Here is an 18,803-nt window from a genome sequence, read left to right on the forward strand (position 1 = left end):
CGGGGACGGAAGGCCGGGGTGCCACGCGGTGTTCGGGGCGCGGCGAACTACGCCGTCCGGGTGACGGTGTGCGGGCCTGGGGCACGGCTGAGCGCCTGGAGCCGGGCCCGCCGGGCGGCGTGCGGGTGAGGCGCACGGCCGTACGGCCCGGCCGGCCGCCATCCGACGGCGAAAGCCCCCGCGCCCGGGCGCGGGGGAGCACACCGGGAGATACTGAGGACCGCCACACCCGAGCCGGAGCGGGCCGCTGGAGGGTCCATGCGCGAAACGGACGACGAAGGCGCCGCGCCCCGGCGTACGAAACTGATGTACGACGCCGCCCGCAGCATCGGTTCCGTCCTGGATGTCCGGGAGACCGCACAGCAGTTGGCGGACCTCCTGATCCCCGAGATGGGCGACGTCTGCGTCGTCGACCTGCACGAGAGCGTGCTGTCCGGAACCCGCTGGCCGGGCGGCCCCCTGCGCTCGGACGAGACGATCCGCGCGGCCGTGGCCGGACCCGTGACACCGGGCATGCTGGGCCCCGGCGCCCGGCTGCCGCCCGTACCCGCGCAGTTCGACGTCCCGCTCCCGGAGCTGAACCGCGGCGAGATCGTGCTCATCACCCCCGAGCAGCTGGCGTTGAGCGAGGCCGAGGGCACCCTCGCGAACGTGTCACCCCAGGGCGCCCGGGGATCCGCGGTCATCCCGCTCTTCGCCCGCGGCAGCACCATCGGCGGGGTCACGCTCTGGAACCTCGCCGACCGCACCTACAGCCCCGCCGACCTCGAACTCCTCCAGGAGATCGCCTCGCGCGCGGCGCTGGCCGTGGACAACGCGCAGCGCTTCGTACGCGAGCGCGCGACCGTCCTCGCCCTCCAGAAGCAACTCCTGCCCGCCGCCGACCCCGACGTGATCGCCGTCGACACCGCGGCGCGCTACCGGCCCGCACACCACACCGCCCGGGACGCGACCGCCGACGGCGCCGGCGGCGACTGGTTCGACGTCATCCCGCTGTCGTCGTTCCGCGTCGCACTCGTCGTGGGCGACGTCTTCGGCCGAGGACTGTCCGCGACCGCGGCGATGGGGCGCCTGCGCAGCGCCGTGCAGACCCTCGCGGAACTGGACCTGGAACCCGACGAACTCCTCACCCACCTGGACGTTCTCGTCCAACGCCTCGTCGCGGAGGCGGGGGACGGCGCGGCGCCGCTCGGGGTGACCTGCCTGTACCTGGTGTACGACCCGCTCGACGGGACCTGCACCGTCGCGAGCGCCGGGCACGTGCCGCCGATCATGGTGCACCCGGACCGGCCGATCGAGCCCATCGACGTGGTGCCGGGCCCGCCGCTGGGGGTGGGAGGGCTGCCGTTCGCGGTGACCACCACACAGGTCCCGGCCGGAACGGTCCTCGCCTTGTGCACCGACGGTCTGCTGACCGGAACGGGCGAGGACCTGGACGCGGGGATGAGCCGGCTCCGCGACCGGCTGCCCGGGATCCTGCGCTCGTCGTCCGACGACCTCGCCCGGGCCTGCGACCGCGCCCTGGAGACGATGAACGCCGGGGCCGGCAGCGACGATTCGGTGCTGCTGCTCGCCCGCACCCGGATGCTGGCGGAATCCGCGTGCGCGCAATGGGAGTTCCCCGCGCGACCCGAGATCGTCGCGGACGCCCGCCTCGTCGTCGGCGCGACGCTCGCCGACTGGGGCCTCGAACACCTCGCGTTCACCACGGAGTTGGTCGTCACCGAACTGGTCACCAACGCCATGCGCCACGCGGTGGGCCCCATCGGGCTGCGGCTGCTCCACGACGGCGTGCTCGTCTGCGAGGTCAGCGACCCCAGCAACACCCAACCCCGTCTGCGGCGTGCGCTGCTCACGGACGAGGGAGGGCGCGGGCTCCTGCTCGTGGCCCAGCTGACCGACCGGTGGGGGTGCCGCTACGGGCAGCAGGGCAAGACGATTTGGACCGAGCAGGCGTTGCACTGACGGACGGCTACGCGTCCCCGGGCTCCTCGGCGCCGTCGATCACGCCGCGTTTGCGCAGGCCGCGCACGACCGACGCCCCGGCGTCGAGGAAGTCCTCAAGGCGGTGACGGGCCGCTCGTTCGCCGTCGCCCGCCACGATCGCGTCGAGAACCTGCCGGTGCGCCCGGACCGTGTCGGCGTGGTCCCGGTCGGTGTAGCGGAACGCGTGCGGGATGAAGCCCGCGTACGCCCGGAGCTGGGCGCGCAGCCGCCGCGAGGCGCCCGCCCGGTGCTCGATCGTCATGATCCCGTAGACGAGTTGGATGATCCGGTCGTTCTCGGCCGGGTCGACCGCGGCCAACTCGTCCACGAGACGCCGGAGTTCGGCGATCGCCTCGTCGTCGGGGTGCTCCGCGAGGCGGCGCACCGCCACCCCGCTCAGCAGGCCCAGGATCTGGAAGTCATCGACGATGGAGTCGGCGTCGAACGGTTCGACGTACACGCCCCGGTGGTAGCGGGTGAACACGATGCCGTCGCGTTCGAGGATGACCATCGCCTCGCGGATGGGCAGGCGGCTCACCCCGAGCACGTCGCCGATCGCGTCGTGGTCGATGCGATCCCCCGAGCGCAGTTGCCCCGTGAAGATCTGCTCGACGACGTAGTCGACGACCGCCTCGCTGGTCTTCCGGCGGACGAGACGCCGTGTACCCGCCGGGGGTGGTTCCGCGGTCATTCGGCCGGCCTCGCTTCGGGGGTGCGGTAGCCGTCGCGGGTGAGGATGCGGACCGGGTCGGTGCCGTCCCATGTCTCGCACGTGCGCGCGACGTTGGTCAGTTGCGTGAGGAACTTCGGGGTCCGCTCGACGACTTCGGTATAGAAACCGAAGTCCGCGGAGGTGTCGAAGTACGCCACCCGGAACGACCCGCCCAGGCTCTCGCACGCCAACTCGTAGCCCAGGTCCAGGTAGTGGGCCTTCTTGCCGTCGTAGTCCGGTGTCACCGTGCACAGTTGATGCAGCCCGGACACGCGCCCGCGGCGCCACTCCCGGTAGATGCTCGGGCGGTCGCAGTGCTGCCGCAGCAGTTCGATCTGCACCGGGCCCGCCTGCGCCACCGCGATCTGGAGTGTCATGGTCGCGGACGCGCCGCGGTAGACGGCGTGTTGGTCGACCACCGGCATGACATGGAACGGCCCGACCCCGAAGACCCGGGACCAGTGCTCCGCCGCGCCGACCAGGTCGTCGACCAGGAAGCCGAGCTGGAAGAACCGGAACTCTCCCTCCGGCCAGTCCTGTTGGAAGAGCGCGTGGGCGGGGCGCGGGGTCATGAGGCCACCTCCGGGCGCGTGATCGGGCGAACGAGGACGTCCTGCGCCACGGTCGCGACGAGTTGCCCCGCCTCGTCGTGGATGACGCCGCGTGCGAGGCCGCGGTCGCCGCTGATCGCGAGGGCCTCCTGCGTGTGCACGTGCCAGCGGTCGAAGCGGACCGGGCGGTGCAGCCACACGGCGTGGTCCAGGCTGAAGCCGCCGAGGTTGCCCACGGCGGCGACGTCGGGATGCGCGCGGAATACGATGTCCATCAGGAAGAAATCGCTCGCGTACGCCAACAGCGCCGTGTGCAGCGCCGGATCGTCGCCGACGTCGTACGGCAGGCGCATCCAGTGCGACCGCGTGCCCGGCGCCGGGGAGCCGCCGAGGAACGTCGGCGCCTCGGCCATGCGGATCTCGACGGCGGGCGGGCTCGCGACCCACGAGCCGGCGCGTTCGCGACGGGCGGCGGGCAGGCGCCCCACCCAGTCCTGGATCAGCGGCAGTTCCTCGGGGGACCGCCCGGTGACGCCCGGCTCGTCGCCCAGCGAGGGCGCACGCGGCGGCGCCCCGGCGGTGTTGGCGCGGAAACTCGCGATCGCGTCGAGCAGCGTCCGTCCGCCCTGGGACACGGTCACGTGCCGGGTGGCGAACGACCGGCCGTCGCGCACCCGGTCGACGACGAGGTCCACCGGGCGCTCGGGGGCTCCCGCCTCGACGAACGCGGCGTGCAGCGAACACGCGAAGCCGTCGTCCACGGTCGCGCTCGCCGCGGTCAGCGCCTGCGCGACGAGTTGGCCGCCGAAGATCCGCCCGGGGAACTGCGCGGCCGTGGGCGTCACCCGGAACCGGTCGGCACCGACGCGCTCCGGTCGCAGGGCCCGGAGGAGCCCGTCGAGCGAGCCGCGTATCGCCGGAGCGAAGGCATGGGCAGCGGGTGGCGTCATGAGGACAACTATGCACCACACAGCCAACTTGGATCAAAAATCAGAAATAGCCGAGCGGGAGGGCGTCACGAACACCGGTAATGTCACGAACGGCGCGAAGGCCACGAACACCCCGGCCGTACCGACGCGTTGTCGGCGGCGACAGAAGACCTTGTCGCCCGGACCATGGCGCCCGACGGGACCGTGTGGTGAGGATCGTCACGTTGGCCCAAACCCGCGTGCACGAAAGCGAACCGACGTGAGCCACATGCCCATTGCCCTGACGGACGCGGTCCGAGCGAGCCGGCGGCGCCAGGCGGGGGCCGGCCGCCGCCGACGCGGCGTCCGCCGCCCGCCCGGCCCGCCGTACAGCCCCCGGACGCGCCGCCCGCGCCAAGGCGCCCACCGGAGCCGCGGGCTCGGCGGCGGAGCCGCGGCGGACGCGGTGGGAACGACGCGGTGACGCTCCCGAGCGGCCCGCGCCCGCCCCGCCTCATCGAACTCCCCGACACGCGGTCGCTGGAGCTGCTGAACGACACCTCCCACGGCCACATCGTCGTCACGCACTGCGGTTTCCCCGTCGTCCGGCCCGCCGGGCACGTTCTCGAGGGCGACAGCCTGGTGATCCGCGCCGCGCTCGCCCCCGACCTGCTCACCACGATCGCCGACGAGCCGTCGGCCGTGGCGTACCACGTCCACGAGATCGACCCGGGCAGCGGCAGCGGCTGGGAGGTGACCGTGCCGGGTTTCGCGGAGCCCGTGCCGCCGCACGCCGCCGCCCGCTACCGCGACAGCCTGCCCGGATGGACCCACGGCGGCCACGACACCGTGCTGCGCCTCGCCCCACTGGGCTACCACGGCTTCCGCCTGGGCCACCCGCTGACCCTGGTACCCGAGGCACGTTTCGGCCACGTGCCCTAGCCGGCCCGGGATGCCGTCGGCGTCGGTGCGCTCGGCCGTCATACTCGCCCCGTGCCATCCGTCAGACGGGCACGGGCGACAACGCCCGCCGAACGAAAGGCATCCCGACCATGTCCTCCACCACCGACCGCGACCGCGTCTCCCGGCTTCCCAACCCCGCCATCCTGGTGCCCGAACTGGGCGAGGTGGGCGCGGCGTTGGCCAAGGCCACCGGCAACGGAAGCGTTCCGGCGCGCACCATCGGCCTCGTCCAGCTGCGCGTCGGACACCTCGTCGGCAGCGACTACCTGACCATCCTGCACACCGGCAACCTCCGCAAGGCCGGCGACACCGAGGACCGCATCGCCGCCGTGGCGGCCTGGCGCGACGCCACCTGCTTCACCGAACCCGAGCGCGCGGCACTCGCCCTGACCGACGCCGTCTTCACCCCCAACCCCGACGGCGAGCGCGTCTCCGACGACCTCTACGCCCAGGCCTCGGCCCACTACGACGACACGTCCCTCACCACGCTCATCCTGGCGATCGGCCAGGTGGGGTTCTTCCTGCCGCTCGCCCTCATCGGCGACCCCCTGCCGGGAAAGCCCCCGGCCGAGCAGTGGCGTAGGCCGTAGCCAGCCGCCCCGGCCCGGCCGTTCGTGCGGACACGGCCGGGCCGGGCGCGTTCGGGGGCCGGTTGTAGCCTGCTCGGATGACGGCCAGCGACGGCATACGCACGCCCGACGACACGATCGCCGACTTCGTCCGCAACGGCGGCGTCCGCCTGCGGGTGCTCGACTCCGCCCGCGCCGACCCCGCGCGCGGCGGGGGCGTGGCGGGTGACGGCGGCCCGGCCCCGGTGCTCGTGGTGCCCGGGATGGGGGAGTACGCCGACGAGTACGCCTGGTTGGCCGACCGGCTCGGCGACCGCCGCGTCGTCGTGGCCGACGTCCGCGGGCGGGGCGGCAGCGACGTCCCGGAGACCGGGTACACGTGGGAGGACCACATCGGCGACCTGCGGGCCGTCGTGACCTCGCTCGGGCTCGACCGTCCGATCCTCGTGGCGTTCTCGCGCGGCTCGTCGTACGCCCTCGGCTACGCGCTCGACCATCCCGAGGGCGTGCGCGGCCTCGTCGTCGGCGACTACGCCGCACGCCACGTCGGATTGCCCGAGGACCTGGCCGAGCGGCAGTTGGCCGTGAAGGTGCGCGGGGTGCCGGTCGCCCGGCGGATGTCCGAGCACGCGGTGCGCCGGGTGTTCGCGGAAAGCCGCGAAGTGCCGTTGTGGGAGCGCCTGACCGAACTGCGGTGCCCGGTCCTCGCCCTCCGCGGCGGTGCGCGCGGCGCCGTCCTCACCGACGAACTCGCCGAGCGGTGGCGCACCTCGCTGCCCTCGGTCGCCCTGGCCACCCTCCCCGCCGCCGGCCACGACCTGTGGAGCCGCGACCCCGAGGCGTATCTCGCGGTCCTGCTGCCGTTCCTGACACGCTGCGACACACACTGACGGGCGACGGCGGCCGGCCGCGGGCGGTGCGACGAGACCTCCCCGGGGCGGAGCCCGCCGGACGCCACGGGCGCACCACCACCGACGGCTCGCGGCGACCGTTGTCCCGCGGGATCGCGCCGGCCGCGCGGTCAGTCGGACGCGGGCCGGTCGTTCTCCGTGGCGCTGATGCCGCGGAGGACGACGGTCACCCAGTCGCGGATCCCTGGAGACCGCGGTCAGCCGCTCGACGATCCCCGAACGCGCCCGGGCCGTCCGGACTTTCGCGACCCCGGGACGCTTCTGACGGTCCGAGCCGGTGCCGCGCGGTCACCGGACGAGGCCCGCCCGGCCGCGGAAGGGGAGCGCGATGAGCAGGGCCATCGCGACCAGGAGCGCGCTGGACACCAGGGGGCCGAGGTCGCCGGCCCGGGTGTCGAGCGTGGTCGCGGCGATGAGCGGTCCCGCGGTGGCGCCGATGTTGAGTGCGGAGGTCGCGTACGAGCCGGCCATCGTGGGCGCCCCGGGTGCCGCGTACAGGACCCGGGCGATGAGCGTGCCGCCCAGCGCGAACGACAGCGCCCCCTGCGCGAACACCAACACCAGGAGAGCGCCCGGGTGTTCCGCCACAACGGCCAGGGCGAGCCAGCCGATCAGCAGCAGCGGGCCGCCGCCCGCGACGACGAGGCCGGGACGCCGGTCGGACAACCGGCCCGCGACCGTGACGCCGACGAAGGATCCGGTGCCGAACAGCACCAGCGCCACCGAGATCCACAGATCGCCGAGCCCCGCCGTCTCCGTGACCACCGGGGCGAGGAACGTGAAGCTGGCGAAGGTCGCCGCGTTCACCGTCGCGCCGAGCAGCATGACGAGGAGCAGCCCCGGGTTCCCGAGCTGTGCCAGCTCCGACCGCAGCGCGGGCGCGCCCGGCCGGTCGTCGCGTACGGGGCGCCGGGGGATTCCGGCGAGGATGCCGACGGCCGCGGGCACGCACAGCGCGGCGACGGCCCAGAAAGTGGCGCGCCAGCCGAGCAGCGCGCCCAGCACCGAACCCCCCGGCACACCGGCGATCGTGGCCACCGTGGTGCCCGACAGCAGGACGGCGAGCGCGCGGCCCTTCTTGTCGGGCGGAACCAGGGCCGTGGCCGTCGTCAGGGCCAGCGCGAGGAACCCCGCGTTCGCGAGCGCGGCAACGATGCGGGTCGCCACGAGGACCGCGAAGTTCGCGGTGACGGCGCCCACGACGTGGGCCGCCGCGAACAGCACGACGAACCCGACCAAACCGGCCCGGCCCGGTCGGTTGCGGGACAGCGCGGCCACGAGCGGCGCACCGACGACCATGCCGACCGCGAACGCCGAGGTGAGCAGGCCGGCCGTCCCGACGCTCACGCCGAGATCCGAGGCGATGTCCGGGATGAGGCCGGCGAGCATGAATTCCGAGGTGCCCATGGCGAAGACCGCCAGGGCGAGCAGGTAGAGGGGCAGAGGCATCGAAGGGCTCCGAGGCGATGAGAAAGCGTGGGAAGAGACGCGTCTCGTCACCGCGGTCAGCACCCGTGGGCGCGCTCGCCCGGCCGCACACGCGGCGGGGCGACGGAGCGCGGAAACTCAGATGTTCAGGGGGCTGACGGCGTGACCGAAAGCCCCCACCGTGGATGCCTCGGGGCTCGACATGGCCCGCACAGTACCTGATGCGTGCCCGGCCCGGGACAGGGGTTTCGGGCGTGGGCCCCTTGCCCTCAAGCGTCGGCGCACCGGGCATCTTGCGGGTGAACCGGTCGACGGCGTGCCCCGGCCCGCCCCGGCGTCGCCTGAGACTCCCGGTACCGCATCTCCTCCGTGCGCGGCTGCGCCCGACTTGCCGTGAGCGCGGCCCTGGTTGCCTCGGGCGATTTGCGCTTTATATCCACTTAAATTGAGCAATCGTGTGATTTCCTCATTTGATGTGGTTATGGAGTGTTCTCTGTCCAAGGGAAGGAAAGCCGCATGATCCGTAAGCTGGCCGCGGAGCTGTTGGGGACAGGACTACTCGTCTACGTCGCCGTCGGTGTGGCGACACTGTCGTTCGGATTCGGTACCGCGGGGCAGAGCTTCGCGGCCGGCGTGGTCGCCACCGCGCTGGCGTTCGGCCTGGTGCTGCTGGCCCTCGCGTACGTCCTCGGACCGATCTCCGGCTGTCACGTCAACCCCGCCGTGACCCTGGGTTCGCTCTTGTCCGGCGGTATTTCGGTGATCGAGGCCGTCGGCTACTGGATCGCCCAGTTCGCCGGGGGCATTCTCGGCGCACTGCTCCTGTGGGCGACCTTCTCCGACTCGCCGTTCTACAGCCGGAGCACCACCGGCCTCGGCGCCGACGGCTGGGGCAAGGCCAGCCCGATCGAGATCGGCTGGGGCGGCGCGTTCCTGATCGAGATGGTGCTGACCGCGGTGTTCGTGTTCGTCGTCCTCAGCGTCACCGGCAAGACCGCGAACGCGACGGTCGCGGGGCTGACCATCGGGTTCGCGCTGGGCGTCGTCCACCTCCTGGGGATCCCGGTCACCGGGACCTCGGTGAACCCGGCCCGTTCCCTCGGGCCCGCCCTCATCGTCGGCGGGGAGGCACTGAAACAGGTCTGGCTCTTCATCGTCGCGCCGTTGGTGGGCGGCATCCTGGCCGCCGGCCTGCACTGGCTGCTCAACACGAAGCCCGTCGCCGCCCCGCCGCACGAGACCTCGGCCGCCGGCGCCACCTGACCGGCTCTCTCCCGCACGACCCGCCGCGGCTGACCTCACCCCCGAGGTCAGCCGCGGTTTTCCCATGCCTTGGCGAGCAGTTCGTACGACCGCACCCGGTCCTCGTGGCGGTGTGTGATCGTGGTGATCGCCAATTCGTCGGCGCCCGTCGCGTCGCGCAGCAGTGCCAGCCCGGCGACCACGGTCTCCGGCGAACCGACGATCTGCGTCGCGACGCGGTCGCGTACGAGCTCGCGGTCCTCCTCGCTCCACGCGTACGCCAGCGCCTCGTCGGCCGGCGGGAACGGAATCGCGGACTGGTTGCGGCGTATGCTCCGCACCCACAGGCCGTAGCCCGCGGCGAGATCACGGGCGGTCGCGTCGTCGTCGGCGACGACCACATCCGCCGACACCGACACATACGGTGCCGCCAGCTCCGCCGAGGGGCGGAACGCCGCGCGGTACGCCTCCACCGAGTCGATCACCGTACTGGGGCTGTGGTGGTACGACGCCGCGAACCGCAGCCCGCGCGCCCCCGCGACCCGCGCGCTCTGCCCGCCGGACGCCCCCAGCACCCACAACTCGACGTCGGCCCCCTCACCGGGGTGGGCGCGCACGCTCACCCCCTCGTCGCTCCGGTACGTCCCGGCGAGCAGGTCGATCACCTGCCCGATCTGCTCGTCGTAGTCCGGCGTCCAGGCGCCCGGCTGCTGGAGCACGCCGAGCAGCGCCCCGAAACGGGGTGACCCCAGCAGCGGCGACAGGTCGAACTGCCGCGGCAGCAGAAGGCCGTTCGGGGTGTGCTGGTCGGTGTCGTGGGCGACCTTCCCGCGCGTCTCGCGGAACCGGTCCGCGGCGGTCGACGGCCCACGCCCCTCGGTCGGGGCCGGACGGCCGAACGAACGGCCGATACCCAGGTCGAGGCGCCCCGGGAACGCCGCGTCGAGCAGCCCGAACTCCTCGACCGCGGACAGCGGCGTGCGATGCCCGAACTGCACCCCCGCCGACCCCAGCCGGATGCGTTGGGTGGCCTGCCCCGCCAGCGCGATCGCCAGGGCCGGCGACACGCCGAGGACACCGGGGTTCAGGTGGTGCTCGGCGAACCAATAGCGGGCGTACCCGAACTCCTCGGTGCGCCGCGCCAGATCGACCGCGTGGGCGACGGCGTCGCGGTGGGTCTCGCCCTGACTCAGCGGAATCAGGTCGAGGACGGCGAGGGGGGTGGGGCTCATCGTGCTCTCCTCGGGACTGCGAAAAAGGCCGGGCCGCCGGGGCCGGCCGTGGGCGGGCGCCTGCGGACGGAACGCGGTCCGGCACCTCGGGGGCGCCGGGTTCGGGCGAGTGCGGGGGACAGCGGGATCCGGCGTACGCGGTGGCGGCCTCGGCGATGCGGATCACCGCACCGGGGTGGTCGCGCGGCGGCGCGGCCACGTGCGGTCGGGACGATCACCGTGCCGGAGGCGAGATTGCCGACGGCACGACACCGCGACAGCGGACGGCGGCCGTGCCACCACGCGGGATGCCGACCGCCGTGCGTCGCGTTTGCCGTCGGCAACAGCCGTGGCGGGAATGGTTGTCGGGCTGTGCGCGTGTGTCGGGCCCGTCGAAGGAGCCGAGCGGGCCACACGAGGCGAGGGGGCCGGTGGGGTGCCGGGGCTGGCATGAACCGCACGCGCACACGAACCCGCCGACGGCATCGGGTGCCGCGATGCGCCGCCCCCTTCGGCCGCGCGGGCCGTGCGGGGCGGTTCAGCTACACAGCGAACTCGCCGACCGGCGCAGATCGATGGGAAGGCACCGGGTGAGCGGCGTGACAGACGGCAGGCCACCGGTCCGCATCCGCACTCCCTCCGCCGAAGCGCCCGCGAAACCGGGCCCTTCCGGGGAAGTTAACGCAGGCCGCCCACGCTTGTCCATGAAACCTGACGCACCGTTAACATGCCTGGCATGTCCCGGCAATGCCACCGGACAACCGGGCACCCAGTACCGGGCGCCAAGCGGTGGTCACGCGGACAATCGCACCTGCTCCGGCACCGCCCAAGCCACCGGGCCGGGCCCCGGACACCCGTCGGCGATCACGCCGACAGCCGTCCCCGTGCCGCCCCGAGACCGCCGCCGCACGCCGTCCGTGGTCGGGCGCCACCCGGACAACCGCAATCCTCCACGCCACCGCCTCCCGCCCGGCCCCGCGTCAGAACCTCCACCGCGTCGCGGCCACAATCTCCTCCGCCGTCGCCCCCGGGAAACGCGCGCCTTCGGCCCGGCGCACCGCCGTGATCGCGCCGTGGAGTTCCGGACCCATCGCCGCCGCCAGCACACCGCAGCGTTCGAACGCGTCCGCCGCGTCCTCCAACGACGCGGGCAGGCGCTCGGCGCCCGTGCCCTCCGGATTGCCGTGGGTCTCCGGGGGAAGCGACAGACCCCGATCGATTCCGTCCAGCCCCGCGGCGATGACCGCGCCCATCGCCGCATAGGGATTCGCGGCCCCGTCGAAGCTCTTGACCTCGACGTTCGCACTCGTCGCGCGCTCACCGACGCTTCCGGTGATCAGGCGTACCGCCGCCTCGCGGTTCTCCCACCCCCAGCACCGGTACGCACCCGCCCAACGCGACGGCACCAACCGCAGGAAACTCGCCGCCGAGGGCGCGCCGACCGCCGTCAGGCCCGGCAGCGCGTCGACGATCCCGGCCACGAAGCCCTCCGCCTCGCCGGTCAGCCCGTGAACGCGGTCGCCGCCCTGCATCATGTTGACGACGTCGCGCCACAGACTGACGTGCAGGTGGCCGCCGTTGCCCACCGATCCCGGCAGCACCACGGGGGCGAACGACGCCCGCAAGCCGTGCCGCGCCGAGACCGCCCGGACCGTGTGCCGCACGGCCATCGCGGTATCCGCCGCGCCCACGCCGTCCTCCGGCGCCAAGGACACCTCGAACTGCCCGGCCGTGTACTCCGGATGCAGTTGGAGCACCGCCATGTCCTGGGCGGCGAACGCCGCCAGGAGGTCGCGCAGGTAGTCGGCACACTCCACCACCCGCTGCATGCCGTACGCCGGACCCTCGGCCGCCACCACCGGCGGCTCGTCCGCCGACCCCGCCCGCGCCACGACCCACTCGACCTCGAACCCGGCCCGCAGCGCCAGCCCGCGCCGTGCCGCCTCGGCCTGCATCCGCCGGGCGAACCCGCGCGTACACAGGGGATGCGCGGTGCCGTCCTGCGCCAGACGGTCGCCCGGCGCCCAGGCCCAGCCCGGCTGCGCCGCCGACACCACCACACGATCGAGGTCGGGCACCAGGCGCAGGTCGCCCACCGGACCGCCGCTCCACGAGGTCTCCGTGATCGAGTCGTCCGCGAGGAACACGTCGAACACCGGCGAGGCCCCGACACCCCACGCCGCCACGTGCTCCAACCGCCGGATGGGGAACGTCTTCACACGGCAGACGCCCGCGTTGTCGACCCAGTCGACCGCCACACCCGCCACGCCCCGAGCGGCCAGATCGGTGGCGACGACCCGTGCCCGCGCGGCCCGCTCGGCGCGCACCTCGGCGGAGACCGCGGCCTCACGACGCGGGCCGCCCCCGCGGGACGCGGTTGTGCCCGACGCGTGCGAAACATCCATGGTGCCGGTCATGCCGCCATCCTGCGGCCGGCACCCGAGGCGCCGACACTGCCCATTCGCGTAGTCCTGAGCATGCCCAGGCCCGCCCCCGAGCGCGCCCGCATCACCCACCCGCCCGCACACCGCGCCGCGATCTCACACGCACCCGGTAGCGCGTGCGAAAGGACGAAACATCGCGCGCCGCCCGGCGTGACCCGCACGTCACCGGCGTTTCGTACGGTCGGCGCGGTTCCGGTGGGAGGGAGCGTGCCGAAGTGGTCGCCAACGGGCAGCAGTCGCGGGTGCGCACGGTGTGCTCGTACTGCGGTGTGGGCTGCGGGATGGTCCTCGACATCGCCGTCGGGCCGGACGGGCGGCGCATCGTGCGCAAGGCGTCCGGCGACAAGGAGCACCCCGCGAACCTCGGCCGGCTGTGCACCAAAGGCGCCACGACCGCCGACATGCTCGCGGCCCCCGGCCGCCTGACCACCGCGCTCCTGCGCCCGGAACGCGGCAGCGAACCCGCGCCCACGAGCCTGGACGCGGCCATCGCGGAGACCGCCCGCCGGTTCCGCGCGGTGATCGACGAACACGGGCCCGACGCCTTCGCACTGTATGTGTCGGGCCAGATGAGCCTGGAGGCGCAATACCTGGCGAACAAGCTGGCCAAGGGCTTCATCCGCACCAACCAGATCGAGTCGAACTCGCGCCTGTGCATGGCCAGTGCCGGCACCGGCTACAAACTCTCCCTCGGCGCCGACGGCCCTCCGGGGTCGTACGACGACTTCGACAAGGCGGACGTCTTCCTCGTCATCGGCTCGAACATGGCCGACTGCCACCCGATCCTGTTCCTGCGCATGATGGACCGCGTCAAGGCCGGGGCCAAGCTGATCGTCGTCGACCCGCGCCGTACCGCCACTGCCGCCAAGGCCGACCTGTTCCTGCAGCTCAGGCCCGGCACCGACCTCGCGCTGCTCAACGGCCTGCTGCACCTGCTCGCCGAAAACGGCCACACCGACCCCGAGTTCATCGCCGCGCACACCGAAGGCTGGGACGCGATGGGGGGCTTCCTCGCCGACTACGCGCCCGCCGAGGTCGCCGCGACCACCGGCATCCCCGAGGACGACATCCGTACGGCCGCCCGCTGGATCGGCGAGGCCGCGGAGTGGATGTCGTGCTGGACGATGGGCCTCAACCAGAGCACCCACGGCACGTGGAATACGAACGCCCTGGTCAACCTGCACCTCGCCACCGGCGCGCTGTGCCGCCCGGGCAGCGGCCCGTTCTCCCTCACCGGCCAGCCGAACGCCATGGGCGGCCGGGAGATGGGCTACATGGGCCCCGGCCTGCCCGGCCAGCGCTCGGTCCTGGTCGCCGAGGACCGCGCGTTCACCGAAGACCTGTGGGGACTGGAACCCGGCACCCTCCGCGAGGACGGCGTCGGCAAGGGCACCGTCGAGATGTTCCGGCGCATGGCCGACGGCGACATCAAGGCCTGCTGGATCATCTGCACCAACCCCGTCGCCTCCGTCGCCAACCGCAAGACCGTGATCGAAGGCCTCGAAGCCGCCGAATTCGTCGTCACGCAGGACGTGTTCGCCGACACCGAGACCAACGGCTACGCCGACGTCGTCCTCCCCGGCGCGCTGTGGACCGAGACCGAGGGCGTCCTGATCAACAGCGAACGCACCCTCACCCTCGCCCGGCCCGCCGCCGACCCGCCCGGCGACGCGACCGCCGACTGGCGCATCATCGCCCGCGTCGCCCAGGCCATGGGCTACACCGACGCCTTCGCGTACGACTCCGCAGAGGAGGTCTTCGCGGAGATCACCCGCGCCCACAACCCCGCGACCGGGTACGACCTGCGCGGCGTCACCCACGCGCGGCTCCGCGCCAACCCCGTCCAATGGCCCGCCGCCCCCGGCGGCCCCGACCGCAACCCCGTCCGCTACCTCGGGGAGGACGCCCGCCCCCGGTTCCCCACCGCCTCCGGCCGCGCCGTTTTCTTCCCCAGGCCCCACCTGCCGGCCGACGAAATGCCGGACGACGACTACCCGTTCGTCCTCAACACCGGCCGCGTCCAGCACCAGTGGCACACCCTGACCAAGACCGGTCGCGTCGACAAACTCAACAAACTCAATCCCGGCCCGTTCGTCGAGATCCACCCCGACGACGCCGCCGCGCTCGGCCTCGGCGACGGCGACCCCGTCGAAGTCGCCTCACGACGCGGCAAGGCCGTCCTGCCGGCCGTCGTCACCGACCGCGTCCTGCCCGGCTGCTGCTTCGCGCCGTTCCACTGGAACGACCTGTTCGGCGAATACCTCAGCATCAACGCCGTCACCAACGACGCCGTCGACCCGCTGTCCCACCAACCCGAGTTCAAGGTCTGCGCGGTCGCGCTCGCCAAGGCCGCCGCGCCCGTCGCGGTGACACCGCCGCACGCCGCCGCGGGCGACACGGCACCCGCCGCCCCCGAACCGCCCGCCGCCGCCGTCGACCTGGCCGACCTGGCCGACCTGGCCGACCTGCTGGGCGTACGCGACCTCGCGCCACCGGCGTTCGACGCCCGCGAACAGCGCTACCTCGCGGGATTCCTCGCGGGCCTGGGCGCGGACCCGTCCGGGGTGCCCGTCCTCCCGCCGACCGCGCCGCTGCGCCCCGAGCAATCCCTGTGGGTCGACGGCCTGTTGGCGGGGTGCTTCTCGCGCCTGCCGGAACCGGCCGCGACCGTGCCGGCCGCCGACGCGGCCACCGTCGTCCGGGACGCGCCCCCACCCGGTCGCCCGGTCGCCGTCCTGTGGGCCTCGCAGACCGGCAACGCCGAGGACTTCGCGGCGCACACCGCACAGCGGCTCACCGCGGCCGGCCACGCGGTCACCCTCGCCGGTATGGACGACGCCGACCCCGCGGCGCTGCCCACCGCCGACGTCCTGCTCATCACGAGCACCTTCGGCGACGGCGACGCGCCCGACAACGGCGGCGCGTTCTGGGACGCGCTGAGCGCCACGACCGCCCGCCTCGACCACCTGCGCTACGCCGTTCTCGCGCTCGGAGACTCGTCGTACGACGATTTCTGCGGGTACGGGCGGCGCCTCGACCGGCGGTTCGAGGAGTTGGGCGCCACCCGGCTGTCCCCGCGCACCGACTGCGAACCGGACTTCGCATCCGCCGCGGGCGCCTGGCTCGACCGCGTCCTCACCGCACTCACCGGCGAGAACGCCGAGCACCGCACCGCCCCGGCCACCCCGGCCTCGGCCCCGGCACCCGCCCCGAGCCCGCGCACCACCGGGCCCGCCCCGGCCCTCGCCCCTCTCGTCGGCAACCGCCTGCTCAGCCTTCCCGGCGCGGCCAAGGAAGTCCGCCGCTTCACGTTCGACCTCACCGGCACCGGGCTTACGTACCAGGTCGGCGACGCGCTGAGCGTCCGTCCGCGCAACACGCCCGCGCTCGTCGCCGAATGGCTCGCGCTGACCGGCGCCGACGAGGACGCCCCCGTCGACCTGGAGGGGCCCGGCCGGGTCTCGTTCGGCGAGGCACTGCGCGGGCACCTCGACATCACCAGGATCACCCCCGACCTGCTGCGCTTCCTCGCCGACCGGACCGGCGACCGCCGCCTGCGCAAGCTCCTGCGCCACGACGGCGAACTCGCCTCGTGGTCGTGGGGGCGTCAGGCCGTCGACGCCCTCGCCGAACACCCCGTGCGGGCGGGCGCCCAGGAGTGGGCCGACGTCCTGAAACCGCTGCGGAACCGCCTCTACTCCATATCGTCGAGCCCCCGGACCGACCCCGGCGAGGTCTCCCTCACCGTCTCCGTCGTGCGGTACGAGAGCCCGTCCGGGACGCGGCGCCAGGGCGTCTGCTCGGCGTTCCTCGCCGACGCCGAACCGGGGCTGCCCGTCCCGGTGCACGTGCAGCCCGCCCCGCACTTCCGGCCGCCCGCCGACCCGGACACCCCGATGATCATGATCGGGCCGGGGACCGGCGTCGCCCCCTTCATCGGCTTCCTGCACGACCGCCGCACGCGGGGACACCCGGGCCCCAATTGGCTCTTCTTCGGCGAACAGCACCAGGACACCGACTTCTACTACCGCGACGAACTCGCCGCGTTCCACGCCGACGGCACCCTCGACCGCCTGGACACCGCGTTCTCGCGCGACCAGCGCAGCAAGATCTACGTCCAGGACCGCATGCGCGAACACGGGCGCGGGGTGTGGAACTGGCTGGAGGACGGCGCGCATGTGTACGTCTGCGGCGACGCGTCCCGCATGGCCAAGGACGTCGACGCCGCACTGCGCGACATCATCACCGTCCACGGCGGCCTCACCGACGACGGCGCCGCCGCGTACGTCAAGCGCCTGAGCGCCGAGAAGCGGTACGTGCGCGACATCTACTGAGCGCCCGAGGGGCCCGGTGGGCGCGGGTTCCGCGCGGCACGCCGCCGAAAGCGCCCGGGGCGGGGGCCCGACCGTCCGCCCCGCCCCGGGCGCGGGCTCGTCAGACCCCGGCGAGCGCCCGGCCGGCCGCGCGGGCGGCGTCGAGCGCCCGCGTGCGGGCCTGCTCGGCGAGGTCCTTCAGGTCCTCCATGCCGGGGGTCGTCGCGGCGAGGGTCAACTCCCGCTTGACGACGGTGAGGTCGGCTCCCCAGACGTCGGCGAGAATGCGCTCCAGGTACGGCGTGGAGTGGTCCCATCCCTCGCGCGGCGTGCCCGGGCCGTATCCGCCGCCGAGCGTGGTGACCAGCAGCGTCGGGGTGTCCTTGAGCAGGGGAGTGGCCGGTCCGCCCCCGGCGATCACGAGGTCCGTCCAGATCTTGAAGTGCTGGGAGACGCCGAAGTTGTAGAGCGGAACGGCGAGGATCGCCGCGTCGGCGCCGCGCAGTTCCTCGGCCAACGCCACGCCCAGGGCGACGGCTTCGCGCTGGGCGGGGGAGTGGTCCGCCTCGGGGGTGAAGCCGGCGGTGGTCGCGAGGGTCCACGCGTCGGAGGGGAAGAAGCCGGTGCCGATGTGGCGGCGGGTGACCGTGCCGTCGGGGTGCGCGGCGGCCCACTCGGCTTCGGCGGCGTCGGCGATCTCGGCGCTGGTGGAGGCGCCGGGCAGGATGCTGGCGTCCAGGCGGAACAGGTTCATGGCGGGTTTCCTCGCAGGGGTGGGTGGTCCGCGGGTGTGCTCGGGACAGGGACCGGCACAGGGCGTGCCGGGGTGCGCGGGACGGCGGCGTTTCCGTTGCCGGCGCCGCCGCGACCCGCTCCAGCATAAACGGACTTTACCCCGGTTATTCTTCCCTGGGATAGGTTGACCGCGTGGACACCGTGCCTTTCGGGAAGCCCCGCGCCGAGCGCGCCGACGCGGTGCGCAACCGCGAGCTGCTGCTGGAGACCGCCCGCGCGATGATCGCGGAGCACGGCGCGGAGAAGGTGACGATGGACGGCCTGGCCGAGCGCGCCGGGCTGGGCAAGGGCACCGTCTTCCGCCGCTTCGGCTCCCGGGCCGGAATCTTCAAGGCCCTGCTCGACGCGGACGAACACCGGTTCCAGGAACAGGTGTTGGGCGGCCCCCCGCCGCTGGGCCCCGGCGCCGACCCGGTGGACCGGCTCGTCGCGTACGGCCGCGCCCGCATCGCGTTCCTCGTCGACCACCACGCGATCGCCCGCGCGGCCCTGGAGCGAGGCGGCCCCGTCCCGACCGGCGAGCCGACGGTCACGCAACTCCACATCCGCATGCTGCTGGGCCGGGCGCAGGTGCGCATGCCCGAGCTGACGGCCCTGTCGATTCAGCTCACCGCCGCCCTGGAAGGCCCGCTGCTCCTCTACCTGACGATGCCCGAATCGGACGCCCCGCCGGCCGCCGAGGTCGACCGCTTCCTCGGCGACAGCTGGCAGGCCCTCATCGAACGCATCGCGCGCTGACCGGCCGCATACCGCGAACGCCCGCGACGGGC

Annotated in this window: 14 protein-coding genes; 7 read left to right on the forward strand and 7 right to left on the reverse strand. The window is 73.5% G+C overall.

Translation table 11 applies throughout. The features are described 5' to 3' along the window. Positions 1-258: 258 nt before the first annotated feature. Positions 259-1,965, forward strand: coding sequence for an ATP-binding SpoIIE family protein phosphatase (locus LO772_RS34845; protein WP_231776039.1), 1,707 nt, complete (start codon positions 259-261; stop codon positions 1,963-1,965). Between the two features lie 7 nt (positions 1,966-1,972). Here LO772_RS34845 and LO772_RS34850 read toward each other — a convergent pair whose 3' ends face one another. Genes LO772_RS34850 through LO772_RS34860 form a run of 3 tightly spaced genes read right to left on the reverse strand, consistent with a single transcriptional unit; the run spans position 1,973 to position 4,199 of the window. Next, entirely contained in the window at positions 1,973-2,677 is a 705-nt protein-coding gene (locus tag LO772_RS34850; protein ID WP_231776040.1) for a GntR family transcriptional regulator, read from the reverse strand. Then, positions 2,674-3,270, reverse strand: coding sequence for a VOC family protein (locus LO772_RS34855; RefSeq protein WP_231776041.1), 597 nt, complete (start codon positions 3,268-3,270; stop codon positions 2,674-2,676). Before LO772_RS34855 ends, LO772_RS34850 begins: the two co-directional genes overlap by 4 nt. Further along, the gene (locus LO772_RS34860; RefSeq protein WP_231776042.1) at positions 3,267-4,199 is read right to left on the reverse strand and encodes an acyl-CoA thioesterase; all 933 of its coding nucleotides are present in this window, start codon (positions 4,197-4,199) and stop codon (positions 3,267-3,269) included. The genes LO772_RS34855 and LO772_RS34860 overlap by 4 nt, the downstream gene beginning before the upstream one ends. 438 nt (positions 4,200-4,637) lie before the next feature. On the opposite strand from LO772_RS34860, the gene LO772_RS34865 reads away from it, so the two are divergent. From LO772_RS34865 to LO772_RS34875, 3 genes are all read left to right on the forward strand, one after another. Continuing rightward, positions 4,638-5,099, forward strand: a complete 462-nt coding sequence (locus LO772_RS34865; RefSeq protein ID WP_231776043.1) for a pyridoxamine 5'-phosphate oxidase family protein — start codon at positions 4,638-4,640, stop codon at positions 5,097-5,099. A 110-nt stretch (positions 5,100-5,209) separates the two neighbouring features. Next, entirely contained in the window at positions 5,210-5,710 is a 501-nt protein-coding gene (locus LO772_RS34870; protein WP_231776044.1) for a carboxymuconolactone decarboxylase family protein, read from the forward strand. A gap of 77 nt (positions 5,711-5,787) precedes the next feature. Further along, complete coding sequence (locus LO772_RS34875; RefSeq protein ID WP_231776045.1) at positions 5,788-6,579, forward strand: alpha/beta fold hydrolase; 792 nt, start codon at positions 5,788-5,790, stop codon at positions 6,577-6,579. A gap of 309 nt (positions 6,580-6,888) precedes the next feature. Here the strand turns inward: LO772_RS34875 and LO772_RS34880 are convergent, their stop codons facing one another. Beyond that, positions 6,889-8,049: a Cmx/CmrA family chloramphenicol efflux MFS transporter gene (locus LO772_RS34880; protein ID WP_231776046.1), complete on the reverse strand. Its 1,161-nt coding sequence runs from the start codon at positions 8,047-8,049 to the stop codon at positions 6,889-6,891. A gap of 495 nt (positions 8,050-8,544) precedes the next feature. Here LO772_RS34880 and LO772_RS34885 point away from each other — a divergent pair, with 495 nt between their 5' ends. Continuing rightward, complete coding sequence (locus tag LO772_RS34885; RefSeq protein ID WP_231776047.1) at positions 8,545-9,291, forward strand: aquaporin; 747 nt, start codon at positions 8,545-8,547, stop codon at positions 9,289-9,291. A 47-nt stretch (positions 9,292-9,338) separates the two neighbouring features. Here the strand turns inward: LO772_RS34885 and LO772_RS34890 are convergent, their stop codons facing one another. Both LO772_RS34890 and LO772_RS34895 read right to left on the reverse strand, forming a co-directional pair. After that, the gene (locus tag LO772_RS34890) at positions 9,339-10,502 is read right to left on the reverse strand and encodes an LLM class flavin-dependent oxidoreductase (protein WP_231776048.1); all 1,164 of its coding nucleotides are present in this window, start codon (positions 10,500-10,502) and stop codon (positions 9,339-9,341) included. A 959-nt stretch (positions 10,503-11,461) separates the two neighbouring features. Beyond that, positions 11,462-12,898: a glutamine synthetase family protein gene (locus LO772_RS34895; RefSeq protein WP_231776049.1), complete on the reverse strand. Its 1,437-nt coding sequence runs from the start codon at positions 12,896-12,898 to the stop codon at positions 11,462-11,464. A gap of 308 nt (positions 12,899-13,206) precedes the next feature. Between LO772_RS34895 and LO772_RS34900 the strand changes: the two genes are divergently transcribed. Next, positions 13,207-17,259 (forward strand): bifunctional nitrate reductase/sulfite reductase flavoprotein subunit alpha, encoded by a 4,053-nt coding sequence (locus LO772_RS34900; RefSeq protein ID WP_231779819.1) that lies wholly within the window; start codon positions 13,207-13,209, stop codon positions 17,257-17,259. A gap of 100 nt (positions 17,260-17,359) precedes the next feature. Here the strand turns inward: LO772_RS34900 and LO772_RS34905 are convergent, their stop codons facing one another. After that, the gene (locus LO772_RS34905; protein WP_231776050.1) at positions 17,360-17,992 is read right to left on the reverse strand and encodes an NAD(P)H-dependent oxidoreductase; all 633 of its coding nucleotides are present in this window, start codon (positions 17,990-17,992) and stop codon (positions 17,360-17,362) included. A gap of 173 nt (positions 17,993-18,165) precedes the next feature. On the opposite strand from LO772_RS34905, the gene LO772_RS34910 reads away from it, so the two are divergent. Then, complete coding sequence (locus LO772_RS34910) at positions 18,166-18,771, forward strand: TetR/AcrR family transcriptional regulator (protein ID WP_443089349.1); 606 nt, start codon at positions 18,166-18,168, stop codon at positions 18,769-18,771. Positions 18,772-18,803: the final 32 nt, after the last annotated feature.

The sequence above is a fragment of the Yinghuangia sp. ASG 101 genome (assembly GCF_021165735.1).
In the GTDB taxonomy this organism is placed as follows: Bacteria; Actinomycetota; Actinomycetes; order Streptomycetales; family Streptomycetaceae; genus Yinghuangia.